This window comes from Pseudomonas sp. VA159-2 (assembly GCF_024126635.1).
Taxonomy (GTDB): Bacteria; Pseudomonadota; Gammaproteobacteria; order Pseudomonadales; family Pseudomonadaceae; genus Aquipseudomonas; species Aquipseudomonas muyukensis.
In genome coordinates this window covers 195499-220816 of record NZ_JAMYBV010000004.1, presented here as the reverse complement: position 1 = coordinate 220816, position 25318 = coordinate 195499, and the positions used below count along the sequence as shown (strand labels likewise).

21 protein-coding genes, 1 tRNA gene and 1 pseudogene are annotated in these 25318 nt (G+C 60.7%); 15 read left to right on the top strand and 8 right to left on the bottom strand.

Annotated features, from left to right (window positions below; all coding sequences use genetic code 11):
- Positions 1-2 precede the first annotated feature (2 nt).
- The 9 genes from NJG22_RS06150 (at position 3) to NJG22_RS06110 (ending at position 9976) form a co-directional block, all read left to right on the top strand.
- On the top strand, positions 3-3011 hold the full coding sequence (locus tag NJG22_RS06150; RefSeq protein WP_253093231.1) for a serine/threonine-protein kinase: 3009 nt from the start codon (positions 3-5) through the stop codon (positions 3009-3011).
- Positions 3011-3715 (top strand): ABC transporter ATP-binding protein, encoded by a 705-nt coding sequence (locus NJG22_RS06145; RefSeq protein ID WP_253093270.1) that lies wholly within the window; start codon positions 3011-3013, stop codon positions 3713-3715. The genes NJG22_RS06150 and NJG22_RS06145 overlap by 1 nt, the downstream gene beginning before the upstream one ends.
- Positions 3715-4917: an FtsX-like permease family protein gene (locus tag NJG22_RS06140; protein WP_253093230.1), complete on the top strand. Its 1203-nt coding sequence runs from the start codon at positions 3715-3717 to the stop codon at positions 4915-4917. The genes NJG22_RS06145 and NJG22_RS06140 overlap by 1 nt, the downstream gene beginning before the upstream one ends.
- On the top strand, positions 4910-6676 hold the full coding sequence (locus tag NJG22_RS06135; protein ID WP_253093229.1) for an SUMF1/EgtB/PvdO family nonheme iron enzyme: 1767 nt from the start codon (positions 4910-4912) through the stop codon (positions 6674-6676). The genes NJG22_RS06140 and NJG22_RS06135 overlap by 8 nt, the downstream gene beginning before the upstream one ends.
- Before the next feature lie 77 nt (positions 6677-6753).
- Entirely contained in the window at positions 6754-7680 is a 927-nt protein-coding gene (gene tagQ, locus NJG22_RS06130) for a type VI secretion system-associated lipoprotein TagQ (RefSeq protein ID WP_253093228.1), read from the top strand.
- Positions 7681-7910: 230 nt separating this feature from the next.
- Positions 7911-8771, top strand: a complete 861-nt coding sequence (gene sctE, locus NJG22_RS06125; protein ID WP_253093269.1) for a type III secretion system translocon subunit SctE — start codon at positions 7911-7913, stop codon at positions 8769-8771.
- Positions 8768-9193, top strand: coding sequence for a hypothetical protein (locus NJG22_RS06120; RefSeq protein ID WP_253093227.1), 426 nt, complete (start codon positions 8768-8770; stop codon positions 9191-9193). Before sctE ends, NJG22_RS06120 begins: the two co-directional genes overlap by 4 nt.
- Positions 9194-9353: 160 nt before the next feature.
- The gene (locus NJG22_RS06115; RefSeq protein ID WP_134693260.1) at positions 9354-9545 is read left to right on the top strand and encodes a type II toxin-antitoxin system HicA family toxin; all 192 of its coding nucleotides are present in this window, start codon (positions 9354-9356) and stop codon (positions 9543-9545) included.
- Positions 9546-9562: 17 nt separating this feature from the next.
- Complete coding sequence (locus tag NJG22_RS06110) at positions 9563-9976, top strand: type II toxin-antitoxin system HicB family antitoxin (RefSeq protein ID WP_253093226.1); 414 nt, start codon at positions 9563-9565, stop codon at positions 9974-9976.
- Here the strand turns inward: NJG22_RS06110 and NJG22_RS06105 are convergent, their stop codons facing one another.
- Both NJG22_RS06105 and NJG22_RS06100 read right to left on the bottom strand, forming a co-directional pair.
- Positions 9977-11356, bottom strand: a complete 1380-nt coding sequence (locus NJG22_RS06105) for an ATP-binding protein (RefSeq protein WP_253093225.1) — start codon at positions 11354-11356, stop codon at positions 9977-9979.
- 1 nt (position 11357) lies between these two features.
- A complete protein-coding gene (locus NJG22_RS06100) occupies positions 11358-12077 on the bottom strand; it encodes a response regulator transcription factor (protein WP_217851055.1) in 720 nt (239 codons plus the stop codon).
- A 142-nt stretch (positions 12078-12219) separates the two neighbouring features.
- On the opposite strand from NJG22_RS06100, the gene NJG22_RS06095 reads away from it, so the two are divergent.
- The gene (locus NJG22_RS06095; protein WP_253093224.1) at positions 12220-14514 is read left to right on the top strand and encodes a TonB-dependent siderophore receptor; all 2295 of its coding nucleotides are present in this window, start codon (positions 12220-12222) and stop codon (positions 14512-14514) included.
- Here NJG22_RS06095 and NJG22_RS06090 read toward each other — a convergent pair.
- Complete coding sequence (locus tag NJG22_RS06090) at positions 14466-14723, bottom strand: DUF3079 domain-containing protein (RefSeq protein WP_253093223.1); 258 nt, start codon at positions 14721-14723, stop codon at positions 14466-14468. The two genes, NJG22_RS06095 and NJG22_RS06090, sit on opposite strands and share 49 nt — an antisense overlap.
- Positions 14724-14801: 78 nt before the next feature.
- Complete coding sequence (nirK, locus tag NJG22_RS06085; RefSeq protein ID WP_253093222.1) at positions 14802-15953, bottom strand: copper-containing nitrite reductase; 1152 nt, start codon at positions 15951-15953, stop codon at positions 14802-14804.
- Between the two features lie 429 nt (positions 15954-16382).
- On the opposite strand from nirK, the gene NJG22_RS24645 reads away from it, so the two are divergent.
- From NJG22_RS24645 to NJG22_RS06065, 5 genes are all read left to right on the top strand, one after another.
- Complete coding sequence (locus NJG22_RS24645; RefSeq protein ID WP_366518787.1) at positions 16383-16622, top strand: helix-turn-helix transcriptional regulator; 240 nt, start codon at positions 16383-16385, stop codon at positions 16620-16622.
- Positions 16619-17926 (top strand): N-6 DNA methylase, encoded by a 1308-nt coding sequence (locus NJG22_RS06080; protein WP_253093221.1) that lies wholly within the window; start codon positions 16619-16621, stop codon positions 17924-17926. Before NJG22_RS24645 ends, NJG22_RS06080 begins: the two co-directional genes overlap by 4 nt.
- Positions 17910-20153, top strand: a complete 2244-nt coding sequence (locus NJG22_RS06075; protein ID WP_253093220.1) for an ATP-binding protein — start codon at positions 17910-17912, stop codon at positions 20151-20153. The genes NJG22_RS06080 and NJG22_RS06075 overlap by 17 nt, the downstream gene beginning before the upstream one ends.
- Positions 20150-20776 carry a hypothetical protein gene (locus tag NJG22_RS06070; RefSeq protein ID WP_253093219.1) on the top strand — a complete coding sequence of 209 codons (627 nt, stop codon included), beginning with the start codon at positions 20150-20152 and terminating at the stop codon, positions 20774-20776. Before NJG22_RS06075 ends, NJG22_RS06070 begins: the two co-directional genes overlap by 4 nt.
- Before the next feature lie 120 nt (positions 20777-20896).
- Complete coding sequence (locus NJG22_RS06065; protein ID WP_253093218.1) at positions 20897-21409, top strand: HNH endonuclease; 513 nt, start codon at positions 20897-20899, stop codon at positions 21407-21409.
- A gap of 165 nt (positions 21410-21574) precedes the next feature.
- Here the strand turns inward: NJG22_RS06065 and NJG22_RS06060 are convergent.
- The 4 genes and pseudogenes from NJG22_RS06060 to NJG22_RS06045 form a co-directional block, all read right to left on the bottom strand.
- Positions 21575-21844, bottom strand: a pseudogene (locus tag NJG22_RS06060) (hypothetical protein); the annotation flags it as partial.
- Positions 21841-22821: an integrase domain-containing protein gene (locus NJG22_RS06055; RefSeq protein WP_253093217.1), complete on the bottom strand. Its 981-nt coding sequence runs from the start codon at positions 22819-22821 to the stop codon at positions 21841-21843. The gene NJG22_RS06055 and the pseudogene NJG22_RS06060, both read right to left, overlap by 4 nt.
- A 931-nt stretch (positions 22822-23752) precedes the next feature.
- Complete coding sequence (locus NJG22_RS06050) at positions 23753-25072, bottom strand: integrase arm-type DNA-binding domain-containing protein (RefSeq protein WP_253093216.1); 1320 nt, start codon at positions 25070-25072, stop codon at positions 23753-23755.
- Between the two features lie 163 nt (positions 25073-25235).
- A tRNA-Thr gene (locus NJG22_RS06045) sits at positions 25236-25311 on the bottom strand.
- Positions 25312-25318: the final 7 nt, after the last annotated feature.

Sequence of the window (25318 nt, the reverse complement as noted above, 5' to 3'; positions counted from 1 at the left end):
CCATGAATATGCAGATCCCCGGATTCGACATCGATCACGAGCTTGGCCAGGGCGCCATGGCCAGTGTGTACCTGGCCACCCAGCGCTCGCTCGAGCGCAAGGTGGCGCTGAAGATCATGGCGGCGAGCCTGGCCGCCGACCCGACCTTCTGCGAGCGCTTCCTGCGCGAGGGCCGTACCCTGGCGCGGCTGGCGCACCCGAACATCGCCACCATCCACGACATCGGCAATGTCGGCGAGCTGTACTACATGGCCATGGAGTACCTGCCCAGCGGCACGCTGAAAGAGCGCATCGCCGAAGGGCTTGCGCCCGAGCAGGGCCTGGCGTACGTGCGCCAGATCGCCCAGGCGCTGGGCTACGCCCATGCCCAGGGCCTGGTGCACCGTGACGTCAAGCCGGCCAACATTTTGTTCCGCGCCGATGGCACCGCGGTGCTGTCGGACTTCGGCATCGCCAAGTCGCTGGACGACCGCACCCAGTTCACCCAGGCCGGTTTCGCCGTCGGCACGCCGAGCTACATGAGCCCCGAGCAGGCCCGTGGCCTGGAGATCGATGGGCGCGCCGACCTGTACGCGCTGGGCGTGGTGCTGTACGAGATCCTGGTCGGCAAGCTGCCGTACAACGGCACCGATGCGCTGTCCACGGCGCTGGCGCACCTGACCGAGCCGTTGCCGGAGCTGCCGATCGAGCACGGTCGCTACCAGGACATCCTGCGTGGCCTGCTGGCCAAGGACCCCAACCAGCGCTTTGCCGATGCCGCGGCCTTGCTCGCCGCGCTGGATCGCCTGGCGCTGCCGGCAGCGGTGGACGAGCGCGACAGCACGGTGGTTCGCCCGCTGCTGGTAACGCCAGCGCTGGCGCCGGAGCCTGTATCCATCGAAATCCCCAGCGCCGTGGCCACGCCTGTGCCGCGTCCCGAGCCCAAGCCAAAGCCCATGCCAGAGCCCGCGCCGGTGGTGAGATCCGCCTCGAACAAACCCGCCAAGGCAGTACTGGCCGTGGCCATCGCGGCGGCCCTGGGCCTGGGTGGCGCGTTCTTCTGGTTGCTCGGCGGCAGCGACGAGCCGCCGGTCGAGCCCCCGCTGGCGCAGGCCCCGGCGGACACCGCCGCCCCCGCCCAGCCAACCCTGCAAGCGCTAGCGCCCCACGACGATGGCCGCCCGCTGCTGATGCCCGGCAAGAAGACCCTGTTCCAGCGGGTGCTGACCAAGCCCGACGCACAACTGCAGGCCCAGCCCGGCGATGCCTCGGGCGAGAAGCTGCCGGCGTTTTCCGTGTTGTACGTGTATCAGCGCGAGGACGTGGCGGGCAAAGCCTGGTTGCAGGTGGGCGCCGCCAGCGATGGCCAGCGCGACGGCTGGTTGCCGGCCGAGCAGACCAGCGACTGGAAGCAGAGCCTGGTGCTCAAGTTCACCGAGCGCTCGGGCCGCGCGCCGGTGATGTTCATGCGCCAGGTGGACGATGTGCAGCACCTGCTCGACGACACCGCCAAGGCCCGCGACAGCTTGCTCAAGGCGCAGAACAACCCCGACCAGGTGCCGCAGGTGATGGCCCTGGAGCCGACGGCCAGTGCGGTGCCGCAGAACCAGTTCTACCTGATGCCGATCTTCGACTACCGCGAGAGCTTCGATGCCGATGGCCAGCCGGTGCAGTTGCTCAACATCGCCTCCATCGACCCTGGCGCCAGTGCCCGCGACAGCGCGCCCAAGGCGGCTGGCGTGGCCGCGCTGGGCGAGAAGGGTTTTCGCACCGGTATCGTGCTGGTGGTGGATACCTCGGTGTCCATGCAGCCCTACATCGACCGCGTGCGCCAGGTAGTCAGCGAGCTGCAGCAGCAGTTGGCCGCCCGTGGCGAGCTGGACAGCGTCAGCTTCGGCCTGGTGGGCTTTCGCAACAGCGTCAAGCGCACCCCGGGGCTGGACTACCTGAGCAAGACCCTGGTCAACCTGGACGAGGGCCGCGACCCGGCGCGCTTCCTCAAGGCGGCGGCCCAGGTCAAGGCCACCAGCGTCTCCAGCCACTCGTTCAACGAGGACGCCTTCGCCGGGGTGATGCAGGCCGTCGAAGGCATGGACTGGTCCGGCTATGGCGGGCGCATCATCCTGCTGGTCAGCGATGCCGGCGCGCTGCGCAAGAACGACCCGTTCAGCAGTACCCAGATGAACGAAGCCGAAGTGCGCCAGGCGGCGTTGAGCAAGCAGATCAAGATCTACGCCCTGCACCTGCTGACCCCGGCCGGCCTGAAGAACCACGGTGCCGCGCAAGCCCAGTACCGGGTGCTCACCGCCGACAGCAACCCGCAGATCGGCGACCTTTATGTAGGCGTGCCGGGCGGCGAAGTCGGTGTGTTCGGCGAGCGCGTGCGCGAGATCGGCTCGACCTTCGCCGAACTGGTGCACCAGGTGCGTAACCAGCAGCCGCAGGCGGTGCCGTTGCTGACCTCGGCCTCGGGCCTGGCGGCCAAGTCCCAGGCCATCGGCTATGCCATGCACATGGACTTCCTCGGCCGCCACGGCGCCAGCCAGGCGCCGCAGCTGGTCAGCGCCTGGACCGCCGATCGCGACCTGACCAACCCGGCGCTGCCGACCCTGCAGGTGTGCGTGATGCTGACCAAGCTGCAGCTCAACGACCTGCAGCAGTCGCTCAAGCTGATCGTCGACGCCGCGCGCAAGACCCGCAGCTCGCCGGGCGATTTCTTCAACGAGATCGCCAGCGCCAGCGCCTACATGAGCCGCGACCCCGGCGCGTTGCGCAAGGGCGCCAACCTGGCCCAGGGCGGCGTGCTCGGCGAATACCTCGACGGCCTGCCCTACCGCAGCAAGTCCCTGGCGATGACCCAGGACCTGTGGCTGTCGCTGTCGGTGGCCGAGCAGGAGGACTTCATCGACGAGCTGGACTCGAAGATCCGCCTGTACGAAACCTTCCACAACGACATGGCCAACTGGGTGCGCTTCGGCAAGGCCGAGCCGGGCGACGCCTTGTACCGTGTGCCGCTGTCGACGCTGCCGTGATGATTCGCCTGGACGGGGTGCGCAAGACGCGCGGGCAGGGCGCCCAGCGTTACAGCCTGCAGGTTGACCAGCTGCACCTGGGCGCGGGCGAACGGGTAGCGTTGGTCGGCCCCAGCGGTTGCGGCAAGAGCACCTTGCTCGACCTGCTGGCACTGGTGCTGGCGCCGGATACGGCGGCAGGCTTTTGCGTCGGCGGCACGGACGTGGCCGGGCTGTGGCGCGAACGCCAGCTCGACCGCCTGGCGGCGCTGCGTAGCCGCCAGCTGGGTTATGTGTTGCAGGCCGGCGGGTTGCTGGGTTTTCTCGATGTGCGCGGCAATATCCGCCTGCCACGGCAATTGCTCGGGCTGGGCGACGACGGCAGCGTCGAGCGCCTGGCCGAGGCCCTGGATGTGCACGACCAGTTGGCGAAAAGACCCGCCACGCTGTCTCTCGGCCAGCGCCAACGGGTCAGCTGCGCCCGTGCCCTGGCCCATGGTCCGGCGCTGCTGTTGGCCGATGAGCCGACCGCCGCGCTGGACCCGGTGAACGCCGAGCGGGTCATGCAGTTGCTGCTGCGTGAAGCCGATGCGCGCCAGGTGACCTGCGTGGTCGCCACCCATGACGAAGCCCTGGCCCGCGCGGCGGGCTTGCGCCTGCTGCGCATGAGCTGCCGGCGCGATGCCGACGGTGGCGTCACCGCGACCCTGGCGAGGGCCGCCTGATGCGCCCGTTGCTGATCGCCGGGCTGGCCTGGCAGGACTATCGCAACGATGCGCGGCTGTCGGCCTGTGGCGTGCTGGCGCTGGTGGCGGTGATCGCGCCGTTGCTGGTGCTGTTCGGCCTGAAGTTCGGCCTGGTCGGTAGCCTGACCGAGCGCCTGCAACGCGACCCCGGCGTGCGCGAGATCATCCCGCTGGGGGGCGGGCGTTTCCGTGAGGCGTTCATCACCGAGCTGGCCCAGCAACCGGGGGTGGCCTTCGCTATCCCGCGTACCCGGCAGATCGCCGCCACCGCCGAACTGCTGCTGCCGGCGCAGGGGCGCGGGGTGACGGTCGAGATGCTGCCCACCGCCGCCGGTGACCCGCTGCTGCAACAGGTGACGCCGCCCACCGGCCTGCAACAGGTGGTGTTGAGCTTCACCGCCGCGGAAAAGCTCGGCGCCGGGGCCGGTGACCAATTGCAGGCCAGCTTCAGCCGCCAGCAGGCCGGGCAGGTGCAGTGGCGCCAGACCCGGCTGCAGGTGAGCGCGGTGCTGCCGTTGGCAGCCTTCGAGCGCGATGGCCTGTTCGCGCCGCTGGCGCTGTTGGAGGCGGTGGAAGACTACCGCGACGGCCGCGCGGTACCCGCGCTGGGTTGGCAGGGCAGCGAGGCGGGTGACGCGCGCCAGCGCGTGTACCCGGCGTTTCGCCTGTACGCCCGCGAGCTGGGCGATGTCGAGCCGCTGCGCCAGTTCTTCGCCCAGCGCAAGTTGCTGGTGTCGACCCAGGCCGCGCAGATCGCCCAGGTGCAGTCGCTCAGCCGCAACCTCGACCTGGTGTTCTGGATCATCGCCAGCCTGGCCGTGGCCGGGGCGGTGGCGGCCATCGCCGCGGGCGCGGTGGCAGCGGTGGAGCGCAAGCAACGCGAACTGGCGGTGCTGCGCCTGCTGGGCTTCGGCACCGCCGCGCTGCTGCTGTTCGTGATGCTCCAGGCGCTGTACAGCGGGCTGTTCGCCGCCGCCCTGGCGGGCCTGCTGTACCTGTTCGCCGAGCACGGCCTGAACCGACTTTTCATGCAGGTGCCCGGCGAATTCGCCAGCCACCTGCTGCCCATGCACTACCTCGTTGCGCTGTGTGCCGTGCTGTTGGCCAGCACTGCCGCCGCCGCCCTCGGCGGCTGGCGGGTGGCGCGCATCGAGGCTTGCCAAGGAATCCGTGATGTCTGATCGCCGCCTCGGGGCCGCTGCCCTGATTTTCACCGCGCTGAGCCTGGGCGCCTGCTCCCAGGCCGATGGCGACGACAAGGCCAAGCCGGCCGCGCAGCCCGAGCCAGGGGCTCAAAGCAAGCTCGACAACCCCAAGCCGCTGCCGGGCGATGTCAGCCTGCCGCTGCCCTGTGGCGGCGAGCTGGTGCTGCGCAGTGTCTATGTGCTGGCCCAGGGCAGCCTCGACGACCGCGAGGTCAACCTCGGCTACCCGTTCAGCGAAGGCGAGGCCGGCTACAAGCAGTCGTTCATTTCCGGCTATCGGCGTGACTTCATCAACGGCCAGTTCAGCCTCCAGGACCTGGCGCCGCAGTGGCAGAAGGCCGTTGGCCCGACGCTGCCGAAGGTGGAAAAAGGCAGCCCGCTGGCACCGATGATGTACTTCATCGGCAAGTACGAAGTGACCGCCCGCCAGTACGCCCAGGTGATGGCCCAGGCGCAGTCGCTGGCCAGCGGCGAGGCGGCTCCGGCCTGCGAGGCGAGCAACGATGCCGCGGGGCGCCTGCCCAAGGTCAAGCTGTCGCGCTTCGAGGCCGAGCGTTTCGCCGCCGTGTACAGCGCCTGGCTGCTGAAACACCACCGCGACCTGCTGCCGGTCAGTGGCCGTGGCAGCAAGGCCGAGGACGGTGGCCTGGGCTTCGTGCGCCTGCCCACCGAGGTGGAATGGGAATTCGCCGCCCGTGGCGGTTCGGCGGTCAGCCGCCAGGAGCTGGAAGGGCGGTTGTTCCCGCGCAAGGTCGAGGGCGCCGACAGCGAAGGGCCGCTGGGCGACTTTGCGGTGTTCAACCAGGTGGCCGGCGGCACCGGGCAGGCGGCGCGGCTGATGCCGATCGGCAGCAAGCAACCTAACCCGCTGGGCCTGTTCGATGTGATCGGCAACGCCGCCGAGATGGTCCAGGAGTCGTTCCAGCTGGTGCACGCCGGCCGCCTGCAAGGCGCCTACGGCGGCTTCGTGGTCAAGGGTGGCAACTACCTCGAAGGCGAGGGCACGCTGTTCACCGGCATGCGCCGCGAGTACCCGCTGTTCGGCGCCGATGGCACCGAGCAGCGCAACGAGACCACCGGTTTTCGGGTTGCCATCGGCGCCTTGTCGGCGCCGCGCTCGCGCTACCAGGAGCTGTTCGAGCAGTGGCAGAAGGAAGGCCGCCTGGCCAGCCTGACCGATGACATCGACGCCGCCCAGGACCCGACCAAGCGCCTGGACAGCATCATCGCCGCCGCCAGCGACCCACGCCAGCAGGCCGAGTTGGGGCTGGTCAACGAAGAGCTCAAGCGCAACGTCTCGCTGATCGCCCGCCAGCGCGAGGAAGCCGCCGGCAACCTGATCCAGTCCGCCGCGCTGGTGGCCGAGACCATCAACAACTACAACATCCGCCTGACCAACTTGCAGAACACCCAGGCCAAGGCCCAGGCCTCGGGCGACCAGACCAGCGCGCGCATGTACGGCGCGGCCATCGCCAACGGCCGCGCCGCCCTCGACGGCGCCGTGGCGATCTACATCGACAACCTGGCCAGTGGCACGCGCTACACCGATGCGGTGATCCAGGCGCAGTTCCAGCGGGTCAAGGAAGAACTCAATCGCAAGCCGGTCCTGGGCAACAGCCTGGTGACCCGCGCCACCCTGTTCGTCCGCCACGTCGGGGAGTACCGCCAGAACCGGCGGGCCGATCCGGCGACGATCCTCAAGGAGCTGCTGGCATCGGCCGCCCCGCGAGCCTAAGGACAGCTTCCGTAGAAAGGACTCCCGGGGGCACGAGGCCCCCGGTTACCGAGAAACCCAAGAAGAGAAACCAGACCATGTCCACCCGCAAACCCCTGATCACCGCATCCCAGGCCCGTACCGCGCTGCTGCTGGCCGCCGGTTTCAGCACCGTGCTGCTGAGCGGTTGCGCCAGTTCGCCGGCGTCCAAGGTCGGCGCCACGACCAAGGTCGAGTACTACCCCAACTGCTACGAGCCGGTGCAGCACCTGCGTTCCACCGATGGCGACATGACCCGCTCGGTCACCACCGGCGCGCTGCTCGGCGCGGTGGGCGGTGCCCTGACCGGCGCTCTGGTCGACAAGGAAAACCGCGGCCGCAACGCCGCCATCGGCGCCGCCGGTGGTGCCCTGGTCGGCGGCGCGGCTGGCTACTACACCGAGCGCCAGAAGCAGATCAGCGACGACAAGCAGCGCATTGCCTCGTACGCGGCCGACATCGACAAGAGCGCCGCCGACCTGGACCGCACCACCGCCTACGCCAAGTCGTCGCAGAGCTGCTACCAGCGCGAGTTCGCCAGCCTGATCCAGAACCGCAAGTCGGGCCGCATCAACGACACCGAAGGCCGCAAGCGCCTGGCCGAGATCGTCGCTGGCCTGCAGGAGTCGAACAACCTGCTGACCACCGTCAACGGCCGTCTTGGTGAGAACCTCAACAACTACACCCAGGCCTACGAGCAGGACCTCAAGCAGGTGGGCGTGCAGCGCACCGAGGTGGTCGCCGTGGCCGAGCCGCCGAAGGTGGCCAGCACCGGCAAGAAAAAGGACGTCAAGAAGGTTCAGCCGGCCAAGACCAACACCAAGGTGCCGCAGGAAGCGGTAGCCACCGAGAAGACCCTGCAGAACGCCAACGGCAAGAAGACCGAGGCCCAGCAGGTGGCCAAGGCGGGCGCCGACCAGGTCAACGCCATGTGCCGCAACCCGGACATGGGTGACTGGGCGCCGGTGCCTTGCCCGAACGTCTGATACCGCGCCTGGGGCGCTTTGCGCCCCTTTCGCGACGCCGTCCTGTAGGAGCGGCCTTGTGTCGCGAAAGGGCTGCAAAGCAGCCCCGACAATCTTGAATTGAAGCGGGCATGTCGCAAAAAAATCGCCAAGACCTTCAAAGGTCTGCCCCCAAGGCTCTGATGCATGTGTAAGGAAACCGATTCGTGACAGACCTGCTTGCCAATCCCCTGGGCAACACCTCGCAATTCATGGCGCGTCAGCGCATGCAGGGGCGTATCGATCAGCAGAAGCTGTTCAAGGCGATTGACGCCGACCCCGGCATCGTCGGCGCGGGCGTCGTGTATATCGACGCCGACTACAACGTCATGACGCTGCGCGAGTTTCAACCGATCTGCAGTATCAAGCCCAAGCGCATCATCCTGCGCGAGGCACCGCGCTACACCTCGCCAGAGCAGTTCATGAACCAACTGCAAACCAACCCGCGAGAAGCGCGAGTGGTGAAGGAGGCGGTCAACACCACCCTGTCATGCGCCGGCGCCGTGCTGGGGTGGATCGTCATGTTCAGCGGCACCATCGCGGTGCCGTTTTCCGGTGGTGCGAGCCTGGCCCTGACCGCCGTCGGCTACGCAGCCGCCACGGCCAGTACCGCGCAGTGCGGCATCGGCCTGGTGCGCACGGCCTTCGAGGCCACCGATCCGTCGCTTAATGACGCCATGGACCAGGAAGCCTGGTACCAGGCGGCCACGCCTGTACTCGATGCGGTGTCGCTGATGGGCGTGGGGGCGTCGGGCCTGACCACCTTGAAGTTTCTCCAGGTGCGCAAGGCTGCTACCGGCAACAGCTGGTATCAACTGACGCGTTCGCTGAGCCGCCAGCAACGCAAGGCTTTGACTACCGAGTTGCTGACCATCAAGCATCCTGCCTTGACCGCCAAGCAACTGAAGCTCAGGCAGAGCGCGGGTGAACTGGTCAAGCGCTTTACCCCAACCCAGATCAGCCACTCCACGCAGACACTGATCAAGGACTCTGTGGGTGGCTTTATCGGCCTTGCTGGTAGCGGCACGGTGCAAGGATTGGCTGTCGGGCTTTACGAGGAACTCAGCGAATGACGCGCCATGCCCCGCTCAAGGATTTTCTCCAACGCTACTTCGGCGTGTTCATCGCTGCGTTTTTCGCCTCGATCATCGCCGTTGCCTGGACCTTCGCCCTGGCCTGGAGCACCTACTGCCGTCATTGTGCGCAGGATGGCCTGTTCCCCTTGGGCCTGTATGGCCTGTTTGCGCTGTTCGCCCTGGGCCATGGCGCCGTGGTGCGTGGTCGGGCCTGGGGTTGCTGGCTGATAGCCGGGATGTGCGTGGCGTGCATGCTGATCACCCTGCCTACCTATGGGCATGGACCGAACATGTTCATCTACACCGGCAGCCTGCTGTCGGCATTGGTGGCCTTGCTGCTGCTCAACAGCCAGCGCTATCGAGAGATGCGCAAGCGGCTGGTGGAGTATCGCCAGCAGCGGCGCCAAGCGCGTCGCTAGGGGCGGCAAGATCCCGCATCACTTCTCTGCGCCCGCCCCTGCTTCCCCTCACCATACCTGCCCTCGGATCGCCCACTCGTCGCCGCAGTGGGTATGGTGTTGATAATGCTGGAGTGGTGGTTATACTAACCACCAATCGGCCAGCCCAAGGAATGGGTCCATGAACAGCCGTGAAATGATTTCGGTGATCGAGGCCGATGGTTGGTACCTGGTGCGTTGCAAAGGCAGCCACCATCACTTCAAGCACCCCGACAAACCTGGGCTGGTAACCATCCCGCACCCGAAGAAGGACCTGCTGCCCGCCACCGCGGCCAGCATCCTGCGTCAGGCGCGGATCGTCTACGCCAGCTGACGAGGAGGCTTTACCCCATGTTGTTTCCCATCGCCATCCTTCCCGGTGACGACCAGCACGCCTGGGGCGTGGAAGTACCGGACATCCCTGGCTGCTTTTCGGCGGGTGAAGACCTCGACAACGCCATCGCCATGGCCCGCGAGGCGATCGAGGGCCATCTCGAGCTGCTCGCCCAGGACCAGCAGGAGATCCCCAAGGCCAGCAAGGTCGCCGCGCATGCCGCCAACCCAGCCTACGCCGGTTGCACCTGGGCGCTGATCGACATCGATATCACCCGCTACCTGGGCAAGGCCGAGAAGCTCAACATCACCCTGCCGGCCTACCTGCTCACCCGCATCGACAGCTACGTGCAGAACCACCCCGAGCACAAGAGCCGCTCGGGCTTTCTGGCCGAGGCGGCGCTGAAGATCCTCCAGGGCGAGTGCAAGTAGTCAGGCCGGGCCACCTGCGGGCAGGCGCACGCTGACCCGCAGCCCACCGTCTGCGCGGTTGCGCAGCAGCAGTTCACCGCCGTGGCTGGCGGCGATGCGCTGGGCGATGCTCAGCCCCAGGCCATACCCCCCCGAGGCCTGGTTGCGCGAGCCTTCGCCACGCACGAACGGGTCGGTGACGGTCGCCAGCAAGCCCGGCGCGATACCGGGGCCGCAGTCGTCGACATGGATGCACAGCCCATGGCGGGTGCTTTCCAGGGTGACCGACACGGCTTGGGCATAACGCAGGGCATTGACCAGCAGGTTCTGCAGGCAGCGCTGCAATAGCAGGGCGTCGACCCGCGCCTGGCCCGCCTGGCCATGAATGGGCAAGGGTTCCTCGGCGCTGGCCAGGTCGGCGCACAGCCGGGCCACCAGGCGGTCGAGGTCGACCTGTTGCAGGTTCTGCTGTTCACCGGCGCGCAGGTAGTCGAGCACCTGGCCGATCATGCCGTCCATTTGCGCGATGTTGTGGCGCAGGCGCTCCTTGTGTTCGCCATCTTCCAGCCGCTCCAGGCGCAGGCGCATGCGCGTCAGCGGGGTGCGCAGGTCGTGGGACACGGCGGCGAGGAAGTAGGCCTTGTCGTTGACCATGCCGATCAGCCGTTGCTGCATGGCATTGAAGGCCTGGGCGGCTTGGCGCACTTCCTCCGGGCCATCCAGCGGCAGCGGCGGTTGTTCGAGGTTGTGCCCCAGGCCCCGGGCCGCATCGGCCAGGCGGCGCAACGGGCGCAGGCACAGGCGCACCGCCACTAGGCACACCAGCAGCACGGCGACGATGCGCAAGGCATAGACCCGCAGCAGGTAGTCGCTGATCAGCACCCAGGCCGACTCGCCGCTCCAGCCTTGCAGCTCCTGGCCATCGATGGTCAGCCAATGGCCGTCGGCCAGGGGCACGGCGAATTCCAGGTGGGCCTGGGCGGTGCGCAGGCCGAACAGGCTGCGCCAGACGATTGGCTGGCCCTGTTCGTCGGTGAGCCGCACCTTGAGCAAGCGCGCCTGTGGCTCGCGGCCCAGTTCGTAGGCCAGCGCCTGGTGCAGCAGCAGCTCGATCCGCCGCCGGCCGCGGCGTTCGTCGTGCTCGCCCTCGGGCAGGGTTTCGGCGCAGCGCACCTGGTAGTGGCGGGGCACCGCGAGCGCCGCGCCGTGGCAGTCGGCCAGGGCGATCAACGGCGCGCTGCGCGCCGCGATCAACCGCACCGGCGCCTCCAGCACCTGGGCGAAGCGCACGTCGAACCAGATGCTGCTGGACAGCAACTGGATCAGCAGGGTGCCGCTGATCATGATCAGCAGCAGTTGGCCGAACAGCGTGCGCGGCCACAGCCGGCGAAGCCAACGCACCTCAGGCGCCCAGGGCTTCGCGGGCCAGGCTCAGCAGGTAGCCTTCGTTGCGGATGGTGAGAATCTGCGCGCCCTGGCTCGCGGCGCGGCGCAGCTGCTGGCGCAGGCGGCTGATGCACATGTCCACCGAACGGTCGTCGGGCAGGTGGTCGCGGCCGAATGCGCTGCGCGTCAGCTGATCGCGCGAGACCACGCGGTTGTTGGCCTCGAGCAGTTCGCGCAAGACCCGGTAATCGGAGCGGGGCAGGGTCAGTGCCTGGCCGTCGGGGAGGGTGAGCAGGCGCTTGACGTGATCGAGGCGAAAGCCGGCGAACCGCTGGGGCTCTACGGTGGCGTCCTGCGCCGCGGTTTCCAGGCGTTGTGGCCGGCGCAGCACGGCCTTGATCCGCGCCACCAGCTCACGGGGCTCGAAAGGCTTGGCCAGGTAATCGTCGGCACCCACCTCAAGGCCGATGATGCGGTCCAGGGTGCTGCCCTTGGCCGACAGCATGATCACCGCCAGGCCAGGTTGCGCCTGCAATTGCCGGCACAGGCTCAGGCCGTCCTCGCCGGGCAGCATCAGGTCGAGCACCACCAGGTCCACGGCATGGCGCGCCAACTGCTCGCGCATCTGCTCGCCGTTGCCGGCGGCCAGGGCCTGGTAACCGGCATCGGCCAGGTAATCGCAGAGAAGTTCGCGAATTTCGTCGTCATCGTCGACGACCAGCAGGGTCGTGCTCATGGTGCGGGGATACCTGTGCGAGGCAGCAGCCTGGCTGCGCATTACGTTCGATTACATCCCCGTACATGCCGTCCATGGCGCCGAAGGGGCGGATGCCTAGAATCGTAACAAAAAATCATCTGCGAATACGAAGCCTTCCCAAATGGTACGACAGAGCATCATGACCGACGCATACCCCGTTCTCCGAGGCGGCAGTCGCCTCACCCCGCTTGCCTTCTTCGTTGCCCTTGGGCTGTCAGCCACCGCCACGGCCGGCAACCAGGCCGTGGAGCTGGATGCCACCACCATCGACAGCAGCGCCTTGCCGGTGGCCGACGACAGCGGCCAGATCGGCTACACCGTCGAAAGCACCCGCAGCTCGACCGGGCTGAAGCTGACGCCGCGGCAGACCCCGCAGTCGGTCACCAGTATCACCCGCCAGCAGATGGACGACCGCGATATCCACACTATCGAGCAGGCGCTGGACACCACGCCCGGGGTGAGCATGAGCAAGATGGAAGTGGGCGGGCGCACCGACTTCCGCGCCCGTGGCTATTCGATCAGCAACTGGAAGATCGACGGCTTGCAGTTCCCCGGCGGCTCGGACTTCAGTGGCGGCGGCAATGCCCTGAACATGGACCTGTACGAGCGCATCGACATCGTGCGCGGCGCCAACGGCCTGCTCGGCGGTACCGGCGACCCGTCGGCCACCGTCAACCTGATTCGCAAGGCGCCGGGCAAGACCTTCGGCGGCAGTGCCTACGCCACCTATGGCAGCTGGGACAAGCGCCGCCTGGGGGCCGACCTGAACCTGCCGCTGAGCGAGGACGGCCGCCTACGCTCGCGCTTGGTCATGACCCAGCAGGACGCCAACTCGTTCCGCGACAACCAGTCCGAGCGCTCACGCGCCGCGCTGGCCAACTTCGAATTCGACCTGGACGACGCCACCACCCTCGGCGCCGGCTACCAGTACGAATACAACAAGGTGGTCGGTGGCGGCTGGGGCGCCAACATCCCGATCTGGTACGGCGACGGCAGCAAGACCGACCTGCCGCGCAGCACCAACGTGGTGCCCAGCTGGAGCTTCGGCGAATACATCACCCGCACCACCTTCGGCTCGCTGTCGCACCAGTTCGACAACGACTGGAGCCTGGACCTCAAGGTCGCCCAGAGCAGCGGCGAGGCCCTCAACCACCGCGGGCTGGCCAAGGTCAACTCATCCGGCCGTGGCGTCTACGGGGGCTACTGGGACCAGGATGGCAGCGGCGCGGTGCTCAATGGCCTGCACAGCTCCACCGACACCACCCAGCAATCGGCGCAGATCGACCTGTCCGGCCCGTTCCAATTGCTCGGCCGCACCCACCAGGCGATGGTCGGCTACAACGACAGCCGCACCGTGGCCTGGTCGCCGCAGTACAGCTGCAGCATGGTCGGCGGCGGCAAGACGGTGAACAGCGGCGTCGGCTGCCAGTTCCGCGCCAACAACGGCCTGGGCCTGAGCAACTGGCTCGACGGCGTGGACGACGACTACGCCATGCTGGCGTCGAAAACCGGCCTGCACAGCAAGACCACCACCCGCCTGCAAGGGATGTATGCCGCCACGCGCCTGAGCCTCAGCGACCCGCTGGCGGTGATCCTCGGCGTGCGCGCCACCGACTACTCGACCACCACCCGCAACGTCAGCGGCGTGCGCAGCAACCAGCAGAACAATGGCATCGTCACCCCCTACCTGGGCGTGGTCTACGACCTGAACGACAGCTACTCGCTGTACGCCAGCTACACCGATATCTTCAACCCACAGACCGAGGAGACCGCCAGCGGCACCAAGGTCGAGCCAATCCGTGGCCAGAGCTACGAGAGCGGGATCAAGGGGGAATGGTTCGATGGCCGCCTGAACGCCTCCGCCGCCTACTTTCGCACCAAGCAGGAAAACAAGGCGGTCATGGACGGCGACCTGCTGACCCCGACCGGCGCCACCGCCTACAAGGCGGGCTCCGGCCAGGAAACCGACGGTATCGACCTGGAAGTCGCCGGCGCCCTGAGCCCCAACTGGAATGTCTACGCCGGCTATACCTACCTGCATTTTCGGCGCCTGGACAGCGACGGGCGCAGCGACCCGTCGCACCTGTTCAAGGCCTCGACCACCTATCGCCTGTCCGGCCCACTGGAGCGCCTGACCCTCGGCGCTGGGGTCACCGCGCAGAGCAACATCCGCGCGATCTCCTCGCCAGCCGGCCAGCCGAGCAACGGCGTGAGCCGCAGCGCCAGCGATGTGAACTGGTCGGGCTATGCCATCTGGAATGCCATGGCCAAGTACCAACTGACCGACGACACCAGCGTCAGCCTCAACGCCAACAATCTGTTCGACAAGCACTACTACACCCGCTACGGGTTCTACGCCGGGGCGATCTACGGCGACCCGCGCAACCTGGCGTTGACGGTGAGTACGGCGTTTTGAGGGCTGTTGGCTGGGAGATCCTGCGCTAGGGCTATCGGCTGGTCCAGCCGCGCATCAAGCTGGTCCCAATCCTCGCCAAACAGCTCCGCCGGATGCATGGTCCGCTCCGCCCCATTGCCGCAGGCCAGCGCCTTGGCCGGGCAGTACAGGTCGCAGCCCCAGCAGATCCGTTCCGGATGGCTGGGGTTGTTGGGAAATTTCTTGGCCATGGTCTCCCTCCATGAAGTGAGTGCCTGCGCTCAGGCTATGCCGCGCATGGCCAAGTGGCTTGACCGAGGTCAATGCCGCTAGCGGATCGGCCCCGGTGCTTGCAGCTGGCTCATCAGGTCGTCGTTCCACTGGCCCTCGACCTGCACATGCGCCGCCGCGCCGAGCATCACCGCCTCGATCAGGTTGTGGTTGAGGTAGGTGTACAGCCCCGGCTGGCGGAAGGTGTACAACGCCGCCCCCGCCGCACCACCCGGGATGAACCAGGTTTCCAGGTTGCGTTGCGGCGGGTTGGCGAACTTGCCCGCCGCCCACACATAGTCGCCATGGCCGCCGATCAAGTGCGGGCGGGTGTCGCGGTTGGCCTGGGAATGGACGATCAGCACCGTCTCGCCGACCTTGGCGGTCAGCGCCTGCTTGCCGGTCAGCGCGCCGACGCTGCCGTTGAACACCACATGGCTGGGCACCAGCCCCTTCATCAGCTGGCTCATGTCGCCGAAGCTGGCCATGGGGTTGGCGTAGCGCTTGTACTTGCCGTCCTTGTCGCGGGGGATGTAGTAGTCCTGCTCGCCGATGTACCACACCTTGTCGTATTTCAGCCCCCCGCCCTCGGCGTCCTTCAGGCCATCGCGCGGCAGCACCATGATCGCGCCGTTCATGCCGCACACCACATGCCAGGGGATCATCGCCCCACCCGGCGCGCAGTGGTACACGAACACCCCGGCGCGGTCGGCCTTGAAGCGCAGCTTCACCTGCTCGCCGGGCTTCACATGGGTCAGCTCGCCGCCCCCCAGGGCGCCGGTGGCGGCGTGGAAGTCGATGTTGTGCATCATGCTGTTGCTGGCCGGGTTGACCAGGGTGAGCTCCACATAGTCGCCTTCGTGGACCACCATCAACGGCCCCGGCACCGAGCCGTTGAAGGTCATGGCATGGATGTAGGCCCCGGCCGTGTCGATGGCCAGTTCCTTTTCCTCGATGACCATGCGGAACTCGACGATCCGCGGCTTGCCCGGCGCCCGCTGGCTGTGGGCATGCACCTGCGGCGGCGGCACCAGCTCGACGCTGACCCGCTCAAGCTTTGCCAGGTCCACGGCGGGGCCGGTGCTGGCAGCGGGCGCAGCGGTTGCGGCCCGGGCCAGGCCAGTGCCGAGCACCGTGGTGCCGACGCCCAGCAACACACTGCCGGCGAGCATGCCACGCCGGGTCAGGGCAACGCCTTCTTGCTCACTCATGGGACTTCTCCTTAAGTCGACGGGAATCGTCGGGCACAGGAATAGCCGCTTTAAACGTAAGGTTTATTGAGCGAAAACAAGAAGTGGGTGGGGTGGGCGATGTGTCGCAGGGGGAGGTGGAAACGAAAAAGCTTCGACAGAGGTCGAGGCTTTGGGGAGATGGTGGCACCAGGAGTCGAAGTTTGAGGTAAATGCTTGATTAATTTGAAGTAATAAATTTTGTCGCTATAAATCTATCTCAATAAGTATCCTTTTTTGAAATTATCTAAAATTTAGAGTGAAGAAGTAGTGGTTTTTAATTGAGAGATATTTTGTTTTTTAGTTTTAAATTTCTTAGAAGCACACAGCGAAATAAAAAGCTCGCATTATTCCTTCGGTTAGAGTAATTTTGACAAATACGTCAAATTTTTTTGCAGGTGAAGGTGGTTTGTGGAGAGTCTGAATGAGCTTGGAGAGGCCGTAGCCAAGCGCCGCCAAGTGCTTGGCATCAAGCAAGGGTACGTGGCTGGCCTCGCAGGCATCACTCAGGAGTCGCTGTCTCGCTTTGAGCGTGGACGCATGCCTGAGTTTGGGGCAAGAAAATTACTCGCAGTGCTTGCTGTTCTAGGTATGGAAATCAGCTTTTCCGAGAGGCGTCCGCGCACTCACTCCATGGAGCGCGAAGATTGAGTTCGAATAAAGAAGCTTTCGTGCTTGTAGGGACTAGCGCACAAAAAACATATAGCAGATGCGTACTTGATGCTGGTCTTAACTCAACCCTGCATCACGGAGTTTTTGAAGATATAGAAATTGAAGAGCTTGATGCACTAAACTCCATGGGTGCAAGCTTGCGTAAGAAACAGGGCGTGTTTTTCACACCTTCTGAACTAGCGAAACTATCTTTGTCAAAGATTGATATCTGTGTAGATGAAGATATTACATTAGATCCGGCATGTGGCTCAGGTAATTTGTTGTTAGAGATTGCCGATAGATTACAGGTCGAAAAGTCTCTTCGTGGTTGTTTGTTGAGCTGGAACGAGAAGTTACATGGGCTAGATATTAATCCAGTTTTTATCAGTCTAGCGAAGAAAAAAATTATTCGCCTTGCTGTGTCTAAGGGCGCGATTGCAGATTTAGATCTTTGCCTTGAAAGCGCAATGTCACTCTTGGACAATATTCGCGTAGGGGATTTTTTAGTAGAGCACAGTCTTTATAAGGGGAAGGTGAATTGCATAGTTATGAACCCCCCGTTCTGCCCGATAAATACTCCAGACGATGTAAGTTGGACTTCAGGAAGGTCGAATGCTGCTGCTTTGTTCGCTAGCTATGCTGTAGATGTTCTTCCAGAGGGTGGAAAGCTCTTAGGTATTCTGCCTGACGTCCTCAAAAGCGGTAGCCGTTATGCGTCTTGGAGAAAGCATATCCACAGTCAAGTTGTGACTGATATTTTTGGTTTCGGAGCTTTTGAACCAGGGGTTCAGATAGATGTATTCGTCATCAGCGCAGTTAAGTCATTGGTTCCGCAGGATGTTAAAAAAGTAGAAGATGTCGGAGTAGTGCTTTCCGATAGGTATAATGTTTCGGTCGGCCCGGTAGTTCCGCATAGAGATATTTTTGTTGGTGTTGAAACACCTTATGCACATGCGAAAATTCTACCCGCTTGGGGAACTGTAAATGAACTGGAAGAGCGTATTTGTCACTCTGGAAGGAAAATTAAAACTCCTTTTGTGGCTGTGCGACGAACATCTAGTCCAAAAGACAAATACAGAGCGGTGGGGACTATCGTTAACTGTTATGAAGATGTTGCAGTTGAGAATCATATAATTGCTATATCTCCTATGGACGGGAGAATTGAATCTTGTGTGAATTTGCTAAGTCTTTTAAGGTCGCAAGCGGTAAATAATTATATTAATTCGAAGATTCGGTGCAGACATTTGACCGTCGGTGTAGTAAAAGGAATTCCATTGGAGGCTATTGATGAGCATGAGGGATAGTCTAGGCGGGCATCCATTTACTGTTGAGGCTCGAGTTGCTATTCAGCTTGGTCGAGAGAGTATATCTAGCTCCCTGGTGGCAGTTAGTGAGCTAGTAAAGAATGCTTACGACGCTGATGCCAGCGAGGTGGTCATCGCTTTCAGCGATCTACATACTGATTCACCCAAGCTGACTATCACTGATGACGGCGATGGGATGGACAAAGAGCATCTCCTGACTAGGTGGATGCGGATAGGAACGACTCACAAATATGAAGTCGGCAGAAGCTCAAAACAGAGAGTTTATACAGGTGCAAAGGGGCTTGGCCGATTAGGGCTTGATAGACTTTGCACCAAGCTTAATCTCTTTACAAAAACCAAGGTCAGCCAAAGTATTTTTGAGGTTGACATAGATTGGAATAAATACAATCTAGTTAAAAGTGTTGAGCTCGATAGTATCAAGCATGAAGTTTTTGAAATAAAAAACTCTCGTTTGTCTGACGATTCTTTTCCTTTATTAGGACGAAAGAGCGGCTCTCAGTACGTTCTGGCCGGGCTTAAAGATGTTTGGGACGGAGAATTTTTAGAGGAGTTGAGGAAAGAGCTGTCACTGCTGGTGTCGCCTTTTTCAAAAACGCTAGGATTCAATGTCAAGTTCGATACTGGTGGGTTTAGGTCGGATCTCGAAGGTTATATTGCTTCTGATCACTTTTTGGAAGCGGCCGAGTGGCGATTAGAGGCATCTATCCTAGACGATTTTAGAGTATCTTTTGAAATTCTCGACAGGAATGGAAATATAAGCTTGCCTGCTGCTCCGGTGCCTTGGAGTGAATGGATGAAGCAATCCGATACTACCCCTAGTTGCGGTCCGCTGAGCTTTAGCGTGTATTTCATGCGCAATAGCCCAGGAAGGGATGTTGACGCCAATAAGTTTAAGCCAAAAGAAATACGTGCATTTCTCAAAAGTAATCAAGGGGTTCGAGTCTACAGAGACAATTTTAGGGTCAAGCCTTACGGCGATCCAAGCGGCGATGGAGACTGGTTGGGCTTAGCAATGCGGCGTGTAGTCAATCCTGAAAGTATCACGATGGAAAACTGGAGGATTGGTTATAACCAAATTGTCGGTGCCGTGTTTATAGGTAGGGATAAAAATCCCAACCTTGTAGACCAGACAAACAGGGAGGGGTTGACTGAAACTCCTGCTTACTTCCAGTTGAGGAAGTTTTCCCTAAAATGCATTGAGCTTTTCGAAAAACATATTCAAACACACGCTCTGGCTGAGAAGAAATTAAAGCCTCTAGAGGTGCCCTTGTCTAAAATAATTGATGAGGGCAACAGTGCTTATAATGAAGTTATCGAAAAAATTAAGACGCTGAAGTCATTCTCCAAAGATGTAGAGGTGAAAAAGCAGCTTGACGTGATTCAGGCTACTTTGAGTCAAGAAAGTGAGCGGTCAGCTATTGTTAAAGACAGAGTGGACCAGTTAGAAGCTGAAAAGGATACATTAGCGAACCTTGCGTCATTGGGTATTCTATCAGTTTCATTTGGACATGAGACTTTAGCTGCCATATCCACCGCAGTTTCGAATAGCGCTTTGCTTCGTACTAAGGTTGTTCAGGACTTTTTCATGCTTCCTGATGAAACGGTTGCTTACGCGGAAAAGAGATTCGATTCTATCGAGAAGTCCCTAAACTACATAAAAGTGTTCGGGAACTTTTCGCTTGGAAATGTTCGTCGTGATAAAAGGACTAGACGGGCACTAGATTTGGCTGCAATTATTAATAACGTGCTAAGCAGTTTTGACGAAATGCTTTCGAAGAGAAAGATAAAAGTTAAATTTGCGGATTTATCCAAAGGCAGCTTAAAGATAAAAGGCTATGAAATTGATTGGGAAAGTATATTTGCTAATTTGATAACTAACTCCTGCTGGGCAATGTCGGACACCCCAGCAGAGAGTCGGCATATTAGAATAAAACTATATGCGCAAGACGGAGTGGCAGTTGTCGAGTTTGAAGATAGTGGCTGCGGTATTGAAGCTGGCGTAGAGGGGCATATATTTAAAGCCACATTTTCAACAAAAAGAAACCGTAAAGGGGATACTGTTGGAACAGGTATGGGGCTCTCGATTGTGAAGACCTTTGTTGAGGATCACTCCAAGGGGACGATAGCTCTTGGGGCTAAAGGAAGCCTTGGAGGGGCAAACTTTATGATCAAGGTTCCAGCAATCAACACTGGAGTAATAAATTGAAAATTTATTTTGTCGACGAAGATGATGATCAGCGTGAGACATTCAGTCTAATGTTGCAGGAGTGCTTTCCAGATAATGCTCAATCGCCTAAAGTTTTTGGTGTCGAACCAAGACCAGAAGTAGGTGACATGAGATTTTTGGTTGAGGATAAAGATGTTGTAACGATTGTGTTGGATGAACAACTTAAGGATTCAGGTGTTGCCAAGTATTTCGGTATTGAATTGGCGGAGTACTTGCGAGGGTTAAACAAGAAAATTCCAATTTATATGTTGACGAGCTACCCGGAGTCAGAGGAACTCGTAGAGGGGGAGATGAAGGTAGAGGACATTCTCAGTAAGCAAGATCTACCAGCCCGTAAGGAAGTGGTTGGCGCTAGAATTTTGCGAAGAATTGATAATTATTTAGATATTACGACAGGGCGGGAAGCAAGGTTTGAACTTTTATTACGAAAATCTTTTTCGGAGGAGCTAGATGGTAATGAGGCTTCAGAGTTCGAAGAGCTGGGTTATCTCCGATCTGCTCCATTTGAAATTGATGAAATTTATAGTGCAGAAAGCTTAAAAAAATTAGACGCCTTAGAGGCGAAAATACTTGAAATTGAAAACAACCTTCATAAGAAATGAGATATGTCATTTTTTCCTAAGCTTTCTCGGTGTGAGACATACGATGTAAAGGAATGTGGTGGGTTTTATGGTTACGCCCACTATCGTGATCAGATCTCAATCGACTGTCAGAATCGGTGTGTGTACTGTGATGTCCGACTTGACGAAAATGGAAATGAAGGGTTTGCTCTAGATCATTTCAGACCTCAAGAAAAATTCCCACATTTGAAGAATGTTCCGGGTAATTTAGTCATTTCTTGTGCTAAGTGTAACCGCAGCAAGTCATCGCACTGGCCGATCTCTATAGATTTAGCTGAAGCCCATAATGACGTGATTGGGTTCGTAGATCCTTTTTTAGACGATAGGCTAAGTTTTTTTTCTGTGTCCAGTACTGGTGAGTTCATCGCTCTGCGAGGCCCGTCTGAATATATAATTAAGCTGCTTTCGCTGAATCGTCCAAGTCGAATATCAATACGAAGAAATAGGATGCTTAATTTAAGAATTGATGATCTTTTGTCTTTGGCTGAAAAAACTCTCGCCGAGATAATTGATGCGGGTGATATTAATGAGGGTGCTTTTGAGAAGCTTAAATTTGCTAAGGATATTGTTGGTAGTGTTAGGCAGTTACGAGAAGAAATACTCACTATCAAATAGTTATGGTTAATAGGTTTGCCGGTAGCGAGTAGTGGCAGCTGAGATGGTTTTGCAGTGGATTTGGTATTTCAGTTGCCGCTAACTATTATTTTTGGTTGATGAAGCTCTTGTATGCCGTTGCGTGCGTTTATTGAAAATAAATTTCGTGGTTAAACTTGATTGTAGTTCGAAAACCCATTGCTTTTGTAGTCTAATTGCTATGAGTCGTACCGTCAGTAGGTAGTAATAGCGCGTCGCGTCGCTACGTGGATGTAGGCGATGCTCAAGAAACCAATCCACATGCTTTTTCTGCCAAGCCCAAGGCGTCTGTCGCTGCCAACGCTCTGAGATTTCCGCTTGGATGAATCTAGCCTGCCGCACATGGCGTTGCCGAGTGGCGTGCGAGCCAGTCAGCACCGCAGCTAAGAACAACTCCATATCGAATACCTGATTCATCTGCGACCTCCTACGTAGGCAGCGACCACGTCGATCCGACCGTGCCCCAGCTCATAGCTGATTTGCCTCCGGGCCTCGCGGTCAAGGTGCTGATCTAACTGGCAGCATTTACCGCCGTTGATTGGCGCGCGGTGCTGGGTGAGTTGCTCATAGCGTTCGCATGCGTACGCTGCTCGTAGCTCATGGAAGCCTTTAAGGTTGTGTGCATGCAGGATTTTCCGCGCCGGGCGGATGATTTCTTGCAGAAGACTCAGGTAGCTTTCGTGTGGCGCAATCAGGTTGCGACTACCTGCAGGCGACACTTGCCGTGCAAACTCAATAGCACCTCGAACATGGTTGTCCACTGATATCCAACGGGGAGCCGTTGCCCCGGCACGGTCGCCTTTGGTGCCATCCTGAATGTTAATCCTGCCTAGCTCTTTAGCCTCACGGCTCAGCCGTGGCAGGTCAGCTAGGATGGCCTCACGCAAACGCATGCCGGCGGCTCGCGCTAGCAGAACGATCGCGGGGGCCCGTTGCTGATGATTGCGGCAAAGCGCATTGACGATCTCTTTAACCTGTTCGCGGACTTGGCCCTGCGGTAGCGAGTGGCGAATCCCGCTGCGCTGCATACCCAACGCCTTGCTCGGACTTGGCACCTTCACGCACTGATCACCGCGAAGCGCCGCCATGGTCCTGTTAACGCTGGATAGCCGGTTTTGTGCGGTGCTGACGGCGAGGTCACTGCGCCGAACCAGGTCGCGCAGATACGCCGCGTAGTCTGCCAACACTTTGCGATCAATCTGCCGCGCATCATTGATACTGGGCCCCTGTTCGGAGCGGCACCATTTCACGAATGCCTGCCACCGATCACTGTGTGCCTTCACCGTGCCGTAGTGGCCGCGGCCAAACGTGTCTTTCAGCGCTTGCGGCCCCGCGTAGCTCAACTGTCTGCCGTAGCCGAAATTACGGCCATCGCGTCTACCCACCAATGCCATGTCGAATCACCTCATCGCCTGGTCTCCGATCCTCGCCCCACGTCATCCCGCCAAGAATGTTGAGTGTTATCAGGGATCAAGGCCCCTGCGACCTGTGGGGATGTCCTCTAGCGCGGGACTGGCGGCTCCTTACGTCCGGGAGCAAGGGCATCTCATGATCTGGCCCCCTGAGCACCGTTACCGGCGGGCGGGTGGAGGCAGCACTGGCTGACGAGACCAGCGCCTGAAGATCCTGAGCCGGGTGAACGCAGCAATGCGATGACCGGGGCATGCCTGACTGTCAGTCAGGTGCAGTCCATTCCTTGGTCTGCGGCACCATCATCTACAGCGCTGTTGCTGGTGACATCGCCGTTTGTCACGCCGATTGTCACGAGGGGGAATGCCGCAAAGCCTTGTGCGATCAGGGCTGCAGCAGTGGTAGAAGTGCCCGTCTCTTTCCAGAAGAAAGAGACGGGCACAGGTTGGCGCAATATTTCGGCCAAGCGGATAGGTTGCTGCAGGGCAGCGAGGTACGGTGTATCTGGCGCACGAGCGCTATGTGTGTAAGAGCATCCATCACATGGGTAGTGACCGGGCGAGCTGCCGGATGCGAATCGCCCTTGGGGAGAACCACCGCCAGAGCGGCGTGACCTTTAAGGTTCGGGTCACCTGGGGTGCTGTCATCGACAGCGTTTGCAACTCCCGGTCTACGCCTGTGGACAATATTCGTCAAGCAGTGCGATATCAGGGATTTAGCGCCTGTGGATAAAACTATCCCCCGGTGGACATCAGTGGTTTTCCACAGACGTAAGCTGTGCCAGCAGTTTTTTTCTTAGGTATGGTCCTTTCAAACGGGGCGGCTTTGCAGCCCCGTTTGAAAGGACCCGCGCGGAGGAGCTTCACGGGGTGCTGTGGGTAACTTCACAGCGAGTTGAGGTGGTGGTGCGGCGGGTTACTCGGTCCTCTTGGCACTGCGAAGCCGCGTGACGTTCTCGCCCGTCTGCTTGGCAAACTCATGCGGCGTCACATGGTCCTCGCGGTTCGCCTCCAGAAACCGGCTCCACCAGGTCATGATCATCCGGCGCTCTTCGAGGAACTCGGCCTTGTGGGTATAGGCGGCCCGCACGTTGTTGCGTTCCTTGTGGCTCATCTGTCGTTCTATAGCCGTCTCCGACCATAGGCCGGACTCGACCAATGCACTGCACGCCATGGCTCGGAACCCATGGCCGCAGATATCCACCTTGGTGTCGTAGCCCATCGTCCTGAGCGCGGCATTCACCGTGTTCTCGGACATCGGTTTCCACGGCTTGGCATCCCCCGCGAACACCAGCTCGAACTTGCCGGTGATCGCGTAGATCTGCTCAAGCAAGGCCACTGCCTGCGGCGATAAGGGTACAACGTGGATATCCCCGGCCATCTTTGTACCCCTTGTGGAAAACGGCACACCGTCCAGCGCCGGGCGGGTGTCGGGGATCTCCCAGATGCCGCGCTTGAGGTCGAACTCGTTCCAACGGGCGAAGCGCAGTTCGCTGGAACGTACGAATACATGCAACGACAGCATCACCGTGAGGCGCGTGAGCGGGCGACCTCTGTAGTCCTCGATGCATGCCAATAGCTCTGGAAGTCGCGATAGGGGTAGTGCGGGTCGGTGAGTGACCCGTGGTGTCTTGATCGAGCCATCGAGGTCGTGAGCCGGGTTCGCCGTGATCAGTCGCAGCCGTTTGGCTTCACGCATGATGCTTTGCAGGTAGTTCTTGATCCTGAGCGCCACGTCGATGGTGCCGCGCTTCGTCACGGCTTCCAGTGGCTGCATGAGGTCGTGGGTGTCCAGCTCAACGATTGCTCTGGCACCGATTAAAGGGAAGACGTGGGTCTTCAATCGGCTGAGCACAGTCTTGGCGTGGCCGGGCGCCCACTTCGGCACCATGCTCGCGTGCCAGTCGAGCGCAACGCTTTCGAAGGTGCGGCCGTTGATTACGGCCTGGGTCTTGGTTTGTTGCTTGTACTGGATGGGATCTATGCCGTTGGCGAGCTGCTGCTTGATCTCGAAGCGCTTACGGCGTGCGTCGCCCAATCCGACCACCGGATAGCTGCCGAGAGCGGTCAGGCCTTCGCGGCCATCGGGTTTCACGTACCTGAGCCGCCAGCCTTTGCGGCCGTTGGGTTGCACAAGCAGGTAAAGACCGTCGCCGTCGAAAAGCTTGTACTCGCGCTCTCTGGGCTTTGCCGTGCGACAGGCGGTGTCTGTAAGTGGGGCAGTGGTGCGGGCCATAAGGGTAGTCTCCGATATCGAAACGGACCTCTATCCTTAAAACTACCCTTATTAGCGCTGGCTACCCTCGGAATCCGACGGAACGCCAAAACGAAAAAACCCGCCAGAAGGCGGGTTTTTCGGGGGTTCCAGAGATTTTGAAAGCTTTCTATGGAACCTTGAATGGTGCCGGCACCAGGAATCGAACCCGGGACCTACTGATTACAAGTCAGTTGCTCTACCATCTGAGCTATACCGGCACAGGGG

Excerpts from the sequence above, each read along its gene's own strand:
- NJG22_RS06150 (WP_253093231.1), top strand. The coding sequence starts at position 3 with ATGAATATGCAGATCCCCGGATTCGACATCGATCACGAGCTTGGCCAG.
- NJG22_RS06145 (WP_253093270.1), top strand. The coding sequence starts at position 3,011 with ATGATTCGCCTGGACGGGGTGCGCAAGACGCGCGGGCAGGGCGCCCAG.
- NJG22_RS06140 (WP_253093230.1), top strand. The coding sequence starts at position 3,715 with ATGCGCCCGTTGCTGATCGCCGGGCTGGCCTGGCAGGACTATCGCAAC.
- NJG22_RS06135 (WP_253093229.1), top strand. The coding sequence starts at position 4,910 with ATGTCTGATCGCCGCCTCGGGGCCGCTGCCCTGATTTTCACCGCGCTG.
- tagQ (WP_253093228.1), top strand. The coding sequence starts at position 6,754 with ATGTCCACCCGCAAACCCCTGATCACCGCATCCCAGGCCCGTACCGCG.
- sctE (WP_253093269.1), top strand. The coding sequence starts at position 7,911 with ATGGCGCGTCAGCGCATGCAGGGGCGTATCGATCAGCAGAAGCTGTTC.
- NJG22_RS06120 (WP_253093227.1), top strand. The coding sequence starts at position 8,768 with ATGACGCGCCATGCCCCGCTCAAGGATTTTCTCCAACGCTACTTCGGC.
- NJG22_RS06115 (WP_134693260.1), top strand. The coding sequence starts at position 9,354 with ATGAACAGCCGTGAAATGATTTCGGTGATCGAGGCCGATGGTTGGTAC.
- NJG22_RS06110 (WP_253093226.1), top strand. The coding sequence starts at position 9,563 with ATGTTGTTTCCCATCGCCATCCTTCCCGGTGACGACCAGCACGCCTGG.
- NJG22_RS06100 (WP_217851055.1), bottom strand. The coding sequence starts at position 12,077 with ATGAGCACGACCCTGCTGGTCGTCGACGATGACGACGAAATTCGCGAA.
- NJG22_RS06095 (WP_253093224.1), top strand. The coding sequence starts at position 12,220 with ATGGTACGACAGAGCATCATGACCGACGCATACCCCGTTCTCCGAGGC.
- NJG22_RS06090 (WP_253093223.1), bottom strand. The coding sequence starts at position 14,723 with ATGGCCAAGAAATTTCCCAACAACCCCAGCCATCCGGAACGGATCTGC.
- nirK (WP_253093222.1), bottom strand. The coding sequence starts at position 15,953 with ATGAGTGAGCAAGAAGGCGTTGCCCTGACCCGGCGTGGCATGCTCGCC.
- NJG22_RS06075 (WP_253093220.1), top strand. The coding sequence starts at position 17,910 with ATGAGCATGAGGGATAGTCTAGGCGGGCATCCATTTACTGTTGAGGCT.
- NJG22_RS06055 (WP_253093217.1), bottom strand. The coding sequence starts at position 22,821 with ATGGCATTGGTGGGTAGACGCGATGGCCGTAATTTCGGCTACGGCAGA.
- NJG22_RS06050 (WP_253093216.1), bottom strand. The coding sequence starts at position 25,072 with ATGGCCCGCACCACTGCCCCACTTACAGACACCGCCTGTCGCACGGCA.